Source organism: Aurantimonas sp. C2-5-R2 (assembly GCF_036549495.1).
Taxonomy (GTDB): domain Bacteria; phylum Pseudomonadota; class Alphaproteobacteria; order Rhizobiales; family Rhizobiaceae; genus Aurantimonas; species Aurantimonas coralicida_A.
Genome location: NZ_JAZHLJ010000024.1, coordinates 1 through 13,511 on the forward strand (window position 1 = coordinate 1; position 13,511 = coordinate 13,511).

At 63.9% G+C, this 13,511-nt stretch carries 17 protein-coding genes; 6 read left to right on the top strand and 11 right to left on the bottom strand.

Translation table 11 applies throughout. The features are described 5' to 3' along the window. A partial coding sequence (locus VQ044_RS12285) for a hypothetical protein (protein ID WP_331827676.1) occupies window positions 1-471 on the top strand: 471 nt, incomplete at its 5' end. 326 nt (window positions 472-797) lie between these two features. Beyond that, window positions 798-1,472 (top strand): hypothetical protein, encoded by a 675-nt coding sequence (locus VQ044_RS12290; RefSeq protein WP_327647509.1) that lies wholly within the window; start codon window positions 798-800, stop codon window positions 1,470-1,472. 275 nt (window positions 1,473-1,747) lie between these two features. On the opposite strand, the gene VQ044_RS12295 is transcribed toward VQ044_RS12290, so the two are convergent. After that, complete coding sequence (locus tag VQ044_RS12295; protein ID WP_327647511.1) at window positions 1,748-2,113, bottom strand: hypothetical protein; 366 nt, start codon at window positions 2,111-2,113, stop codon at window positions 1,748-1,750. 104 nt (window positions 2,114-2,217) lie between these two features. Further along, window positions 2,218-2,997: a class I SAM-dependent methyltransferase gene (locus VQ044_RS12300; protein WP_327647563.1), complete on the bottom strand. Its 780-nt coding sequence runs from the start codon at window positions 2,995-2,997 to the stop codon at window positions 2,218-2,220. A gap of 302 nt (window positions 2,998-3,299) precedes the next feature. Between VQ044_RS12300 and gloB the strand changes: the two genes are divergently transcribed. Both gloB and VQ044_RS12310 read left to right on the top strand, forming a co-directional pair. Next, complete coding sequence (gloB, locus tag VQ044_RS12305; RefSeq protein WP_327647512.1) at window positions 3,300-4,070, top strand: hydroxyacylglutathione hydrolase; 771 nt, start codon at window positions 3,300-3,302, stop codon at window positions 4,068-4,070. Beyond that, the gene (locus VQ044_RS12310; protein ID WP_327647513.1) at window positions 4,070-4,522 is read left to right on the top strand and encodes a cupin domain-containing protein; all 453 of its coding nucleotides are present in this window, start codon (window positions 4,070-4,072) and stop codon (window positions 4,520-4,522) included. Before gloB ends, VQ044_RS12310 begins: the two co-directional genes overlap by 1 nt. 38 nt (window positions 4,523-4,560) lie before the next feature. On the opposite strand, the gene csgH is transcribed toward VQ044_RS12310, so the two are convergent. The 4 genes from csgH to VQ044_RS12330 form a co-directional block, all read right to left on the bottom strand. Beyond that, window positions 4,561-4,938: a curli-like amyloid fiber formation chaperone CsgH gene (csgH, locus tag VQ044_RS12315; RefSeq protein ID WP_327647514.1), complete on the bottom strand. Its 378-nt coding sequence runs from the start codon at window positions 4,936-4,938 to the stop codon at window positions 4,561-4,563. 71 nt (window positions 4,939-5,009) lie between these two features. Further along, complete coding sequence (locus VQ044_RS12320; RefSeq protein WP_327647515.1) at window positions 5,010-5,516, bottom strand: hypothetical protein; 507 nt, start codon at window positions 5,514-5,516, stop codon at window positions 5,010-5,012. Window positions 5,517-5,637: 121 nt separating this feature from the next. Beyond that, a complete protein-coding gene (yddG, locus tag VQ044_RS12325; RefSeq protein WP_327624739.1) occupies window positions 5,638-6,504 on the bottom strand; it encodes an aromatic amino acid exporter YddG in 867 nt (288 codons plus the stop codon). Between the two features lie 90 nt (window positions 6,505-6,594). Next, window positions 6,595-7,383: a DUF3108 domain-containing protein gene (locus VQ044_RS12330; protein ID WP_327624738.1), complete on the bottom strand. Its 789-nt coding sequence runs from the start codon at window positions 7,381-7,383 to the stop codon at window positions 6,595-6,597. Between the two features lie 331 nt (window positions 7,384-7,714). Here VQ044_RS12330 and rpmB point away from each other — a divergent pair, with 331 nt between their 5' ends. Both rpmB and VQ044_RS12340 read left to right on the top strand, forming a co-directional pair. Further along, window positions 7,715-8,011 carry a 50S ribosomal protein L28 gene (gene rpmB, locus VQ044_RS12335; protein WP_327624737.1) on the top strand — a complete coding sequence of 99 codons (297 nt, stop codon included), beginning with the start codon at window positions 7,715-7,717 and terminating at the stop codon, window positions 8,009-8,011. A 100-nt stretch (window positions 8,012-8,111) separates the two neighbouring features. Next, window positions 8,112-8,795: a queuosine precursor transporter gene (locus VQ044_RS12340; RefSeq protein ID WP_327647516.1), complete on the top strand. Its 684-nt coding sequence runs from the start codon at window positions 8,112-8,114 to the stop codon at window positions 8,793-8,795. Between the two features lie 24 nt (window positions 8,796-8,819). Here the strand turns inward: VQ044_RS12340 and VQ044_RS12345 are convergent, their stop codons facing one another. The 5 genes from VQ044_RS12345 to cobS all read right to left on the bottom strand — a co-directional run bounded on the left by VQ044_RS12345 (window position 8,820) and on the right by cobS (window position 13,356). Further along, a complete protein-coding gene (locus VQ044_RS12345; protein ID WP_327647518.1) occupies window positions 8,820-9,818 on the bottom strand; it encodes an esterase-like activity of phytase family protein in 999 nt (332 codons plus the stop codon). A 29-nt stretch (window positions 9,819-9,847) separates the two neighbouring features. Continuing rightward, window positions 9,848-11,752 (bottom strand): cobaltochelatase subunit CobT, encoded by a 1,905-nt coding sequence (gene cobT / locus VQ044_RS12350; RefSeq protein ID WP_327647519.1) that lies wholly within the window; start codon window positions 11,750-11,752, stop codon window positions 9,848-9,850. A 3-nt stretch (window positions 11,753-11,755) separates the two neighbouring features. Beyond that, window positions 11,756-12,016, bottom strand: coding sequence for a type II toxin-antitoxin system HicB family antitoxin (locus tag VQ044_RS12355; protein ID WP_327624732.1), 261 nt, complete (start codon window positions 12,014-12,016; stop codon window positions 11,756-11,758). Window positions 12,017-12,018: 2 nt separating this feature from the next. Then, on the bottom strand, window positions 12,019-12,261 hold the full coding sequence (locus VQ044_RS12360; RefSeq protein ID WP_327647520.1) for a type II toxin-antitoxin system HicA family toxin: 243 nt from the start codon (window positions 12,259-12,261) through the stop codon (window positions 12,019-12,021). Window positions 12,262-12,369: 108 nt separating this feature from the next. Further along, window positions 12,370-13,356: a cobaltochelatase subunit CobS gene (cobS, locus tag VQ044_RS12365; RefSeq protein WP_327624730.1), complete on the bottom strand. Its 987-nt coding sequence runs from the start codon at window positions 13,354-13,356 to the stop codon at window positions 12,370-12,372. Window positions 13,357-13,511 lie beyond the last annotated feature (155 nt).

The following is a 13,511-nucleotide window of genomic DNA, read 5'->3' on the forward strand; positions in this document are numbered from 1 at the left end:
GAGATCCTCTCAGTCAAGAATGTCCATGGCCGCCCCCCATCCGCTCCGACCCTAGATCTAGTGGGTATGGGCGTCAAGCGGATAGGCACGGGTGGATCGATCGAAGTCTCAAAGGAAATCGACGATCTCATTACAGATGTCGCCGCGAACCTAAAAAAGGAGGTGCCATCCCGGACCGTTGTCCATACTGATGATGAATGGCGGGCCACCGTCCGCAGGGCTTTTGGTCCGGCTATTGCTGAACTTGATGTCACACAGAACCCCGATCAACAGACCGATGCAGTGGTGACAAGCGTCCGGGAGTTCCTCAAGAAGATGGAGGCGGGTGTCACCCCCTACGAATATTCTTTCGGTCTGAGAGGCCGTTTCGAAACCCTGCCAAGACCAGCCTCCATGGTTCACCCGGGACGCCCAAACCCGCGGAAATCGGGTATCATGTCATTGCGGAGCGACCATCCGAGGGGCCTTTGAACCCGCCGCAGTGAGTTTCGAAACGGACTCTGACTCTCTTCCCCGGAAATGAAATCGGCGCGTTCCAAATCGGGCCTGTACGTTTTGAGCCGCGCTCCACGTGGCTGGCCCGAAAATCAGCAGACGGTGCCATTACATCCATTACGAGACGACGCGCGCTGCAGGCGTGGCAAGGCAAAAGGCTCGGCAAGCGGAAGTCATCGACTGACAGCGGGCGGGAGCAGGATATACTCAGTGCCGTCGGCAATTGCCCCTGGGTTGTCAGCGTCAGCACGACAGGTCTCGCCAACGATGCTGGAAAGCAGCGCGCGCTGACGGCGGCCCGCATGGCTACTGCTACTATTTCACTTTTTTGGGCCAAGCCATCGCAGGTGCTCGACGGCGTGAACCTGCTAGTGGATCGAAGCATTCGCCGCGAAAAAATTCTAACTTTCATCCCCGGCCGAACTATACTGTCGGGATCGAGGATGATCGGACGTCCGAGTGGACCTTTCATATCGAAGGCTGACTGGAAGAAAAGTTTTGCCTACTACGATCTCGTTCTTAAGGCGGCTGCAGAACTCATTAGTTTCTATCTTGAACCGACTGGAAACGTTAGACGTCCCAAGCTCATGAACGCCCTTGCCCAAGCGCTTCTTTGGTTTCACGAGGGTTGCCGGGAGACAGTCACCCTTATGGCAATCGTCAAGCTGACGGCAACTCTTGATGCCCTTGCGAAAGGTGATCAGTCGGGTGGCATTAAGAGGTTGGTCACCGCTCGGCTGGGGCATAAGCCGTCCGATAAATTCTGGGCAGACGGAACGTCCATGGAGCAGGCTGTGAAGGAAATCTACAGCGACGGACGTAGCCGAACGATTCATGGGACCAATGACAAACTCGGTCATGATTGGACGTCGACCCGTGCCCGAACTGAAGCACTGTCGAGACTTTGTCTGATCTTGTGCATGGAATGGGCTAGCAGCAACCCAACCCTCGATAATCCCGCGCTGCTCCAAAAATAGCCGCGGCTAGGTTGAGCGGTCCGCATCTTAAATTAAGTAAGTCGGCCTTTGCCGAAATTTACATGCGCACAACTTCCCCTTCCTCGCGGATGAAAATGACGTCAACGCCCATCTTGCCAAGGCCGCCCGAGGTCTCTCTGAGGAGTGTACGGTAGCGCGGAAAATCGGGAAACGCGATCGCTATGTCGGCATCGGAGTGTTTGGTCTGGAGCCGCATCGCGGCAAGCACTGCGTGCGAATACCAATGACTGGCCTGCGATGTCTGAGAGTCCGTTTCAAAACTCTCTACCACGCAGTTCGGAATGAGATTTGGCCGCTGTCAGCGATGCAGTTTCGCCGGTTTCCTGCCCGTGGGGGTTATGCGGAGAAACTACGAACATCGGCTTTCCGGGGTTTCGAAACGGCCTCTGAGCGGTGGGCTTGATCTCTCCGGCGCGGCGCGGATCGCTATAACCTTTGAGCGGGTAGCCTTTCACTTCCACTAACAGTGTGCGCCCGCCCTTACTCGCTTGTAGGTCGACCCCACGTTCCTTGAGGCGCGTGTCAGCCATGCGCACGATCTCCCATCCCTCACGCTCAAGATGGCGGCGCAAAGCAAGCACCACATTTCCTTCCCAGTACCATGCGCGTGTGTCGTCCATCGGCCCTCCTACCCGAGAGTGTATTCCGTTGTGCTGCGGACCGTGAGCTACATTCCCGATTTCGAGTCTTGGAAGTCCGCCGGATGCACGACGACAATGCCCGATTACTCGCCGCCGTTTGCTTCAAGGCCGGCCCTCCGCGCCCCGGCGCCGGCGCCGGCCGGAACCAGCACGGGCTTGATCACGCGGCGGCGCTCGCGGGCTGTCGAGGTCACCGGAACGCCCCGGTAGAGCTGCTTGGTCGCCTCGATCACGACGACGCCCGCAAAGAGCGGCCAGAGATCGCGGCCGAGGCGTTCGAGCGGCGCGGCGAAGCCGAGCAGCGAGCGACGCCGGAACGGCGGAAACAAGAGCGCCTCGGCCCAGGCGGACGGCGTGAACATCGCGCCGCGCAGGAGCCGGGTGAGCTGCCCCCTCGACCACGGACGGCCCGAGCCGAACGGCGTGTGCTCGAAGCGCGCCCAGACGCCGCGCCGGTGCGGCGCGACGATGACGATGCGCCCGCCCGGCGCCAGCACCCGCCAGACCTCGCTGAGCATGGCTTCCGGGTTTTCGGCGAATTCCAGCGCATGGATGATGAGGACGCGGTCGACCGAGGCGTCGCCGAGCGGCAGATCCTCGACGCCGACCAGAGCGGACAGCGAGGCCGCGCCCATCGGCCAGTTCTGCGCGCCTTGCGCGGCCGGCATGAAGGCGAAGGCCCGCTCGGCGTCGGCGGCGAAGCGATCGATATAGGGCACGGCATAGCCGAGCCCGACCAGCCGCTCGTCCGAGATCGGCCGCCACAGCGGCGTCAAAGCCAGCGATACGGCGCGCGCGGCCGCAAGACCCAGGGGCGAGGCGTAGAAGTCGCGAAGGTCGACGATGTCGGCATTGGTGGTCAGTGTGGACGGCTCCCTGTTCGCCGCTTAGAGCGCCGTGCGCCTGTTCGGACGCACAAAGGACGCTCTAACATTTAGATTGCGCATCGGAATGATCCAAAAACCGGATTCCACTTTTTGGTCCGATGCTCCGGCTGCGACGGATCGAACAGCCACTATAGGACGCTCGGAAGCTGGGTCGAAACTCTCTTTCGGGGGAATGGCCTCGATCCGGTTGCGAGGCGGCACTGAGCCACCCGGCGGCTGACATGGCGCCGCAGCGCCCTAACTCGACAATGCACCGCATTCAATGAAGGAAGACCTCCATGTCCGAGATCGAAATCCGTCAATTTGTTTGCCGCGGCGACAATTTCGGCGTGCTCGTCCACGACAAGGACAGCGGCACGACGATTGCGATCGATGCGCCGGAAGAGGCGCCGATCCTCGCCGAACTCACGAAGGCCGGCTGGAATCTCACCCATATCCTGACGACCCACCACCACGGCGACCATGTGGAAGCGAACGAGGCGTTGAAGGCGCGGTTCGGGGTCGAGATCGTCGGGCCGGAAAAGGAGCGGGCGAAGATTCCCGGCATCGACCGGTCGGTCTCCGGCGGCGATACGTTCGAACTGGGCGGGATTCGCGTCGAGGCGATCGATACGCCGGGGCATACGCTCGGCGAAATCTCCTATTATCTGCCAGACGCCAAGGCCGTCTTCGCCGCCGATGCGCTGTTCTCGCTCGGCTGCGGCCGGCTGTTCGAGGGCGACGCGGCGATGATGTGGGAGTCGCTGAAGCGCCTCAGGGCGCTGCCCGACGAGACGATGCTGTATTGCGGCCACGAATACACCGCCACCAACGCCCAATGCGCCACCGACGTCGACCCGGACAATTCCGCCTTGCAAGAGCGGGCGCGTGAGGTCGCGGCGTTGCGGGCCGACGGCAAGCCGACGCTGCCGGTTTCGCTCGGGCGCGAGAAGCAGACCAATCCGTTTTTGCGCGCCGACGACCCGGCGCTGATGCAAGCGATGGGCATGGCGGATGCCGAGCCCGCCGCGGTGTTCGCCGCCATTCGCAAGAAGAGGGATCAATACTGATGAGTTCGGCCGCCCTGAAGATCGTCAAGACGCTCGACCTGAAACCGCATCCTGAAGGCGGCTGGTATCGCGAAACCTTTCGCGACGAACCGGCGAAAGGCAAGGGGCGGGCCCGCTCGACGGCGATCTACTATCTGCTCGAGGAAGGCGAGACGTCACAGTGGCATCGGGTCAAGGACGCCGTCGAGGTCTGGCACTGGTATGGCGGCGCGCCGCTGGTGATTACGGTGTCGGAAGACGGCCACGAGGCGTCGTCCCATCGCCTCGGCCCGGATGTCGGCGAGCATGAAGCGCCGCAATTCGTCGTGCCGGCCGGCTGGTGGCAGACCGCGACGAGCCTTGGCGAATACACGCTGGTCGGCTGCACGGTCGCGCCGGGCTTTACGTTCAAATCGTTCGAGATGGCGCCGAAGGACTGGCGGCCGACGCCGCGCGAGACCGCCAAGGACTGATCGCCGGCTCCGGGCCGAACCAACTCGGAGCCGACCTATCAGTCGGGACGGCAAAGCAGCTTGCCGTCGAAGGATGTCAGCGTGAGATGAGCATCATAGGTCAACCGGTCCGAGCCGCCGAGGCCGACCACGCCCAAGACCGCGGTTTCATCTGCTTTCAGCTCGAAATCGCCGCTTTGCGCGGAACTCGATATGCCGCCTCCACCGCGTTTTTGCACCTCGAACAGATAGGTTCCCGCGATCGCCTTGGGGCTTTCGGCGATGGCATTGAGGGTGATGCCGCCGCTGGCCTCGATCTTTTCGATCCTGCATGAGATGGCGGCATCGGCGCCTCTCTCGGTCTGCGCCGAGGCGGTGAAGCCGGCGACGAGAACGAGGGCGGCGGTCAGGATTGCGGTCTTCAATGGCAGGGACATTTTGGTCTCCGATGGTTGTCCGTTCGCCGGGCTGGGTGGAAGCGGATCGCCTCCACCCGTGTGACGCGGGATCAGCGGCGTCCCTGGATCACGACGGAGATATTGTTTCCGCCACTCTGGACGATGCTGGTGCTCTGGCCGCTGCCGACCTGGATGGTCGCGGCGGCGTTATTGCTGCCGCTCTGCTCGATCATGGCCTCGTTGTCGCTGCCCATTTGCGCGGCCCCGGCGATGTTGCCACGTCCGGTCTGGATGATCTCGCCGTAGTTGCGGCTGCCCTCCTGGCCGATCACGGCCTCGTTGCGTGCGCCAAGCTGGTCGGTGAATGCCCGGTTGGAGCGGCCGCGCTGGAAGGTGTCGGAGTAGTTGCGGTTTCCCTTCTGTATGGTCCTCACGTCATTGCGCCGACCACGCTGGGTCTGGAAGATCACGCTGGACGAGCCGTCCTGGCTGATCGCGGCGCCATTGCCCCAACCGGACTGGTTGACGACGGTGCGGCTGCCGGCCGAGGCGATATCCAAGGTGGCGGCGGAGAACAGGCTGGCGAGGGCGGCGGCAGTGATGATCAGGCGCTTCATTGCAGTCTTCCTTCGTTGCGACGTCCAGAAGTGGCGTCCGATGACGATGGATGATGTGTAGGGAGTCGCGAGTGATCCGGTCGTGAACGCGCCGTTGTGCGCCGTTCACAATCGCTGGCGGTCAGTTTGGCAGAAGTCGCCGAAACAGCGGCAGCGCCGCGAGGCAGGCGCCGAGGGTGATCAGCACGGCGGCCGCGACGATTGCGCCAGTCAGGGCCGCTTCCCCCGCCGCGACCAGGACCAGCGTCGACAGGAGCGGCGCGGCATAGCTCGACGCGCCGATGATCTGGATGTTGCCGTGCTTGACGCCGTGGTCCCAAACATAGAAGGCGCCGCCGACCGGCAGCAGCCCCAGCAGGAGGACGGCCAGCCATTCGCCGGAGGTCTGCGGCCAGACGGTTGCCTCGAAGATGAGGTGAGCGATCAGCGAGAGCACCGCCGTTCCTGCGCAGAAACCGGTGACGACGTCGCTCGGAACAGTGCCGAAGCGGCGCGACAGCAGGGAATAGCTCGACCAGGTGAGGGCGCAGAGCCCGGCCAGCGCATAACCAAAGACGTAGTCGGGCGAAAAGGCGATGGCGCCGCCACCGGTGACAATCAGCGCCGCGCCGGCAAGGCCGAGGAAGGCGCCCGCTGCGTGAAACCAGCGCAGCCGCTCGCCGGGAAGCATGGCAGAGCCGAGCACGATGAACAGCGGCCAGAGATAGGCGATCAGGCTCGCCTCGGCCGTCGGGGCATTGCGCAGGGCGGCGAAATAGAGCGCGTGATAGCCGAACAGCCCGCCTACGCCGAGAATCCAGACGGCCAGCGGTTGCCGGAACACCGCCATCCCGGTTCCGCGGGCTTTCATTGCGACAAGACCGACGAGAGTGGCAATGACGAACGTCATGGCGGCGAGCTGAAACGGCGGCACCGCGCCGCTGCGGGCCGTCAAAAGCGCCAGCAGCGACCACATCAGCACCGCCGAAAAGCCCAGAAAAGTTCCCAAACCCGCGTCCCACAATCCGTATCGACGCGTGCTTATGGGCGGCAGGCCGTTATCCGGTCAATGCGGTGCTCAGGAACAAGGCTCTGACGGTCACTTCACCGACACGGAGGTCGCTTGCAGCGTCAGGGATCCGACCTGGGTCGGGATGCGGGCGTAGACCGGCACGAAAAGATCGGGGCGCGCGATCGGCGCGAACCAGATCTGGATCGTCTGCTTTGCCAGATAGGTCAGGCCCTTCGACGATGCGTCATAGCCGCCGACCGGCCGGATCTTGACGTTGCAGATCGTGGCCGGACCGGAATAGCCGGGCATCGAATAGGTCTTCGTTCCGGCGGGCGTAAGCCGCAGGTCGAGTCGCGACCAGCCGTCGTAGAAGGGCAGGGTTCGCTTGCACACGGAGGCGGCGTCGCTCGTCTTGATCATCAGGCCGCTCAAGGGGTCGACGACGGCGGCGAGTTGGGATCGCTTGACCGGCACGTAGCTCGGCTTCGGCTTTTCGCGCTTCGGGCTGACGCTCGCCGCGGTGACCCGTCCACCACTGAAGGCGACCTCGCTTTTCCAGCGCTTGTCGTCGCTCGAATAATCGAGCCCGTAGCTGTCGGGGGCAAAGCTCTTGCCGGTTACCCGGCCGGAGACCCGGCTGGTGCCGGCGGTGTCGGAGACCAAACTGCCGAGGCCGGCGGAGGAGAGGGTGCCCTTGACCGAAAAACGGCCACCGTCGATCACCGTGTCGAAGGATGCCTTGCCGATCTTGAGGCCGATGACCGCCATGCCGTATTGTGTCGTCACCGTCTGGCGATCGGTCGTGGCATCGGCCGGGCCGATCGCATGGACCCCGGCCAGTATCGCGACGCCGAGAAGAAGCTGTTTCAGTGTCATCGGTTTGCCTTCAAGGCTGAGAAAAATCGTTGACGCAGCCGTGACAGTGCGATCAGTGCGCTTTTGTGGCGCGGGAGTGCGATCCCGCAAAGTTGTAACGGCTTGACGCATTCCTTCGCGCGGCCTATAGAGCCGGTCGAATTTCCGGTCTTGCCCGACAGCGATGATCGCGCCGTTTAGAGCATCGGACCAAAAAGTGGAATCCGGTTTTTGGGTCATTCCGATGCTCAATCAAAGTGGTAGAGCGTCCTTTGTGCGTCCGGATGGACACACGGCGCTCTAGCGGCGGCGCGCCCGGATCGGGTGTTACGTTAATCTGAAAGGTGATCCGATGTCACGCACCTGCGAACTCACTGGAAAAGCTGTCCAGTCAGGCAACAATGTCAGCCACGCGAACAACAGGACGCGTCGCAAGTTCTTGCCGAATCTGTGCAACGTCACGCTGATCTCCGATTCGCTCGGACAGCGCTATCGCCTGCGCGTTTCGGCGTATGCGCTGCGCTCGGTCGAGCATCGTGGCGGCCTCGACGCCTTCCTGCTCAAGGCGGACGCCGGCGAGTTGTCGCAGCGTGCCCGCCTGCTCAAGCGTCAGATCGCCAAGAAGGCGACCGAAGCCGCGGCCAGCTAAGGCTGTTGCCGGCCGCGCGAGGCGGCCGGGCCATGCGATGATCCTTGCCGGTCGCGAGCCCCGCGTCCGGCATACTGGTTCCATTACCCAGGTTAAAAAAATGAAGCCCTTGCGAATCTATCTTCTGCCCGTCGCGGCGATGACGACGATCGTCCTCGCCGCGAACATCGCCGTGCAGTTTCCCCTCTTTGCTCAGCTCGGTTCGCTTCAACTCGCGGACATTCTGACCTGGGGCGCCTTCGTCTATCCCTTCGCCTTCCTGGTCACCGATCTCACCAACCGGCGCTACGGCCCGCAGGTGGCGCGGCGCGCCGTCTATGCAGGCTTCGCCATGGCGGTGCTGTGCTCGATCGTGGTGCCGCCGCTGCTGTTCGATCTCGGCCTGCTCGGCTACGCCACGGCGGCCGAGCGCCTGTTCCGCATCGCCATCGCCTCGGGCACGGCTTTTCTGGCGGCCCAGTTGCTCGACATCGCCGTCTTCAACCGGTTGCGGGGGGCTAGCTGGTGGCGGGCCCCGGCGGCCTCGTCGATCTCGGGGTCGGTGCTCGATACGTTCGTGTTTTTCACCGTGGCCTTCGCGCCGGTGTTTCTTCTGCTTGGACCGAACGAGCCCTTCGCGCTGGAAAACGCACCGCTTCTGGGCGTTTTTGCCACCGAAGCTCCGCGCTGGGTGTCCTGGGGGCTCGGCGATCTGGGAGTGAAACTCCTCATCGCCGTCTTCGCGCTGGTGCCCTACCGGGTCATCATGCAGCAGTTCCTGCCCTATCGGGCCGCGCACGCCTGAGGGACGCCGGACGCCTGCGGCTGATCAGTTGATCGGCGCGGGCCGATCGGCCAGACGAAACTCCAAGAGCAGATTGCGCTGGAAGATCGAGCCGTTATCGTCGGAAACGAGGGTGAGCCTGGTGCCGCCCTCGGCATCGATCCAGACGTCCAGCCCTTCCATATTGTCGATCTCGTCCGACAGATCGGCTTCCATGAGTACCGGACCGTCGACGAGCGCACCGGGCCGGATGCTCGCTCCGGCGATCCGGCGGATCCGGATGCCGAGGCCACCCATGAAGCCTTGGTAGCGGCGTTCGAGCAGCAGGAGGTCGCCACCCGGGAGGAAAGCGCCGTCGGAGGCGTCCCAGTCGGCGTCCTTGCGGACCTTGAAGACACCGTTCGAGGCGCCGTCGAAGATCGCCGCGAAGAGATTGCCGTCGGGATCGATGGACCGCTCCGCGATGGCGATCCGCGCGCCGGCAAGCGGGCTTTTGGCGGGGGCGGTGGCGATCGTCTCGATGCCGCGATTGGTCCGCAACTCGTGCCGGGGGAGGGGCAAGGGGATTTCGCGGGCCGTTTCGCCGAATGGCGCGCGCGGGTTCTTGTAGACATAGATTCGGTGATCGCGCTCGAAACCGACGAACACGCGGTCGCCGTCGATCGACAGCGATTCGGCGTCGGCGGCGATTTTGCCGCGCATCGGCTGGCCGTCGGGACCGAGAAGCGGCGCGATCACGGCATCGCCAAAGCCTGTCGGCCGGCCGGAGGCATCCCGCTCGATGCGGCCGGCGAACCAGTTGCCGGTGTCGGTGACGGATAAAAACCGCTCGCCGCCGTCATGCAGGCGGATCGCCGAGACACCCTTGAGCCGGCCGTCGCGCGACCAGAATTCGAAGCCGCCGACAAAATCGAGGTCGCCGAAACGATCTGACGCTGAATCACGACTGAAACGCGGGATCGGCTTGGCCGAGACGTCGATCGGTTCCGCTGCCGTCACGCCACCGGAGGCGAACAACATCGCGAGCCCGGCGAGCGATGCCATGAGCCGCGTGATCGTGGGCGACTGATCGATCAATGTCGTCCGGCCGATCGGCGGCGCTGCGGCTTCCGGCCGCGACTTTCGTCCTCGAAGAGATCGGCGAGTTGCTCGGTCATTGCACCGGCCAGCTCCTCGGCGTCGACGATGGTCACCGCGCGGCGATAGTAGCGGGTGACGTCGTGGCCGATGCCGATGGCGAGTAGCTCGACCGACGAGCGCGTCTCGATCTCTTCGATCACCGCGCGCAGATGCCGTTCCAGATAATTGCCCGGATTGACCGACAGCGTCGAATCGTCGACCGGCGCGCCGTCGGAAATCATCATCAGGATGCGCCGCTGTTCGGGCCGCGCCAGCAGCCGGTTGTGCGCCCAGATCAGCGCCTCGCCGTCGATGTTCTCCTTGAGCAGCCCCTCGCGCATCATCAGGCCGAGATTGCGCCGCGCCCGGCGCCAGGGCGAATCGGCGGATTTGTAGATGATGTGCCTGAGATCGTTGAGGCGGCCGGGCTTGGCCGGCTTGCCCGCCTTCAGCCACGCCTCGCGCGATTGGCCGCCCTTCCAGGCACGGGTGGTGAAGCCGAGCACCTCGACCTTGACCCCGCATCGCTCCAGCGTGCGGGCGAGAATGTCGGCGCAGGTCGCCGCGACGGTGATCGGCCGGCCGCGCATCGAACCGGAATTGTCGATCAGCAGCGTGACGATCGTGTCGCGGAAGTCGGTGTCGCGCTCCATCTTGTAGGAGAGCGGCTGCATCGGATCGATGACCAGGCGGTGCAGCCTGGCGCTGTCGAGGTAACCTTCCTCGAGATCGAAATCCCACGACCGGTTCTGCTGCGCCATCAGGCGGCGCTGCAGGTGGTTGGCGAGCCGCCCGACAACGCCTTGGAGCGCCGCGAGCTGCTTGTCGAGAAACGAGCGCAACCGGTCGAGTTCGGCCTCGTCGCATAGCTCCTCGGCGCCGATCATTTCGTCGAAGGCCTGGGAGAACACCTTGTAGTCGGCGGCGAGACTGAGGTTGTTCAGCGGCTGGTTCGGTCGCCGCGAATCGCCGGGGGTTTCGGCGTCCTGACTGTCCTCGTCGGTCGGGTCCTCGGCGCTGGTTTCCGACGATTCGGCTTCCGCCGCGTCCTGGTTCTCGCCCTCGGTCTCGCTCTCCTGCGCCTCGGCCTCGTCGGTGCCGCTTTCCTTCTCCGAGCCGCCGTCTTCCGAATCGCGGGTCTGGTTGTCGCCCTGCTCCTCGTCCTCGTCGCTTTCCTCGCTCTCGTTCTCGTCGCCGAGCTTTTCGGCCATCTCCAGCGAGACGAGCATGTCGCGCATGGCGCGGGCGAAATCTTCCTGATCGCCGACGGTTTCCGATAGCCGGTCGAATTTTTCACCGGCCTTGCCGTCGACGAAGTCGCGCCAGACGTCGACCAGCGCCCGCGCGCTCTTGGGCACCGGCCGACCGGTCAGCTTCTCGCGTACCATCAGCGCGACCGCGTCCTCGATCGGCGCGTCGGTGCGGTCGGTCACGTCGGCGAGGTTGGAGCGGACATATTTGTCCTCGAGCATCGCGGCGAGATTGTCGCCGACGCCCTGCATGGCCTTGGCGCCGATCGCCTCGCAGCGGGCCTGCTCGACGGCGTCGTAGACGGCTCGCGCGGCCTTGCCCTCGGGGGACAGGCTGGCATGCAGCTTGGTGTCGTGGCGCGCCTTGCGCAGCGCCATCGCATCAGCAAGGCCGCGGGTGACGGCAAGGTCGTTCCGGGTGGCGCGTTTGGGCAGTTCGGGCAAGCGCGCGCGTGTGCCGGACAGACCCGGCCGCTCGGAGGCATAGGTGACTTCGAGCTCGGGATCGCCGGCGATGGCGCGCAGGCATCCCGAGACGGCGCGCCGAAATGGCTCCCGGTCGACGGACTTCTGCGATGCGGGGCGCTGGTTGTCGCCGATGCGGGCCATGGTCTACTCGGCGGCTTCGAGCGCCCGCCGGGATGGAGTGGGGATATCCTCTCCGTCGGCGAGAGCGCCTTCGATCCAGCACAAGGCGGCGGATCTCACGTCCAAGATCGCTTCCATTTCAGTCTCGCCATCGCCCATGCACCCCGGCAAATCAGGGATCGTTGCGAGGAATCCACCGCCATCATCCTCAGAAAGCGGTGTTACCGTCACCGTATAGGCTTCCGGCCGGAACGCCGTGCCGTCGGCATGTTTGAAATTTGCCATCATCACAACTCGGTATCTGGGTTCTGAAGGTAACGTATCAATTGGCGAATATAGTGCGGCTTGATCGGTTTGTGCGCGGGCACTGTCAGCCGATCCCGCTTCCCGTCCATCTTGACGTAAAAATGCGACCCACTGCCCGGCGGAGCCGCAAACTTTGCGCCGGCCTCGCGACATGCTTTTTCAACATCACGAATTCGCCAATCGGCCTTGGGGTTGGCACGCATCTTCTCGATGGTTTTTCCCATCAGCCCGCACTATTCGGTGTGTTGGCGCGCCGGAAGGGCTCCCGGTCGACGGGCCTGTGCGATGCGGGGCGCTGGTTGTCGCCGATGCGGGCCATGGCTGTCCGTCCGTCAGTCCAACACGATATTCGCCGCGCTTTCCGGCAGTTCCTCGCCGAAGGCGCGCTGGTAGAACTCCGCGACGAGCGCGCGTTCCAGATCGTCGCATTTGTTGAGGAAGGTCAGCCGGAAGGCGAAGCCGAGGTCGCCGAAGATCTCGGCGTTCTCTGCCCAGGTGATCACCGTGCGCGGGCTCATTACCGTCGACAGATCGCCATTGACGAAGGCCGAGCGAGTGAGGTCGGCGACGCGCACCATCTTGGAGACGGTCTCGCGTCCCTCCTTCGAATTATAGCTTTTCGCCTTGGAGACGACGATGCCGACCTCGTTGTCGTGCGGCAGGTAGTTCAGCGTCGTGACGATCGACCAGCGGTCCATCTGCGCCTGGTTGATCTGCTGAGTACCGTGATAGAGCCCGGTCGTATCGCCGAGGCCGACGGTGTTGGCGGTCGCGAACAGCCGGAAGGCGGGATGCGGGCGCACCACGCGGCTCTGGTCGAGCAGCGTCAGGCGGCCGGAGGATTCCAGCACCCGCTGGATGACGAACATCACGTCCGGGCGGCCGGCGTCGTATTCGTCGAAGACCAGCGCGACATTGTGCTGATAGGCCCAGGGCAGGATGCCTTCGCGAAACTCGGTGACCTGCATGCCGTCGCGCACGACGATCGCATCCTTGCCGACCAGGTCGATGCGGCTGACATGGCTGTCGAGATTGACGCGCACGCAGGGCCAGTTCAGCCGCGCGGCCACTTGCTCGATATGCGTCGACTTGCCGGTGCCGTGATAGCCCGACACCATGACGCGGCGGTTCTTGGCGAAGCCTGCCAGGATCGCCAGCGTCGTCGGCTTGTCAAAGATGTAATCGGGGTCCAGCTCGGGAACGTGGAGGTCGCTCTTCGAATAGGCTGGGACGGTCAGGTCGCTTTCGAAACCGAAGGTTTCGCGGACGGAGATCGTGGTGTCCGGCAGGCCGGCCACTTCCTGTTCCGCTGCACTCATCATACCTCCAACGGTCCGGCACTCGTTCGGGCGATTCGCCGCGGACCCTGTCAAATCTGCCATACCATGCCGCCGGGCGCCCAACGGCCTTCCCGGTGACAATTGAATACGACGCCGGTCTTTAGGACCGGCGTCACGGCGCAAGCTGCAGGCTC

Coding starts and splice junctions, on each gene's coding strand:
- gloB (WP_327647512.1), top strand. CDS start 3,300: ATGTCCGAGATCGAAATCCGTCAATTTGTTTGCCGCGGCGACAATTTC.
- VQ044_RS12360 (WP_327647520.1), bottom strand. CDS start 12,261: ATGGGAAAAACCATCGAGAAGATGCGTGCCAACCCCAAGGCCGATTGG.
- VQ044_RS12290 (WP_327647509.1), top strand. CDS start 798: ATGGCTACTGCTACTATTTCACTTTTTTGGGCCAAGCCATCGCAGGTG.
- VQ044_RS12310 (WP_327647513.1), top strand. CDS start 4,070: ATGAGTTCGGCCGCCCTGAAGATCGTCAAGACGCTCGACCTGAAACCG.
- cobT (WP_327647519.1), bottom strand. CDS start 11,752: ATGGCCCGCATCGGCGACAACCAGCGCCCCGCATCGCAGAAGTCCGTC.
- csgH (WP_327647514.1), bottom strand. CDS start 4,938: ATGTCCCTGCCATTGAAGACCGCAATCCTGACCGCCGCCCTCGTTCTC.
- VQ044_RS12320 (WP_327647515.1), bottom strand. CDS start 5,516: ATGAAGCGCCTGATCATCACTGCCGCCGCCCTCGCCAGCCTGTTCTCC.
- cobS (WP_327624730.1), bottom strand. CDS start 13,356: ATGAGTGCAGCGGAACAGGAAGTGGCCGGCCTGCCGGACACCACGATC.
- VQ044_RS12295 (WP_327647511.1), bottom strand. CDS start 2,113: ATGGACGACACACGCGCATGGTACTGGGAAGGAAATGTGGTGCTTGCT.
- VQ044_RS12355 (WP_327624732.1), bottom strand. CDS start 12,016: ATGGCAAATTTCAAACATGCCGACGGCACGGCGTTCCGGCCGGAAGCC.
- VQ044_RS12345 (WP_327647518.1), bottom strand. CDS start 9,818: ATGGCATCGCTCGCCGGGCTCGCGATGTTGTTCGCCTCCGGTGGCGTG.
- VQ044_RS12330 (WP_327624738.1), bottom strand. CDS start 7,383: ATGACACTGAAACAGCTTCTTCTCGGCGTCGCGATACTGGCCGGGGTC.
- VQ044_RS12340 (WP_327647516.1), top strand. CDS start 8,112: ATGAAGCCCTTGCGAATCTATCTTCTGCCCGTCGCGGCGATGACGACG.
- rpmB (WP_327624737.1), top strand. CDS start 7,715: ATGTCACGCACCTGCGAACTCACTGGAAAAGCTGTCCAGTCAGGCAAC.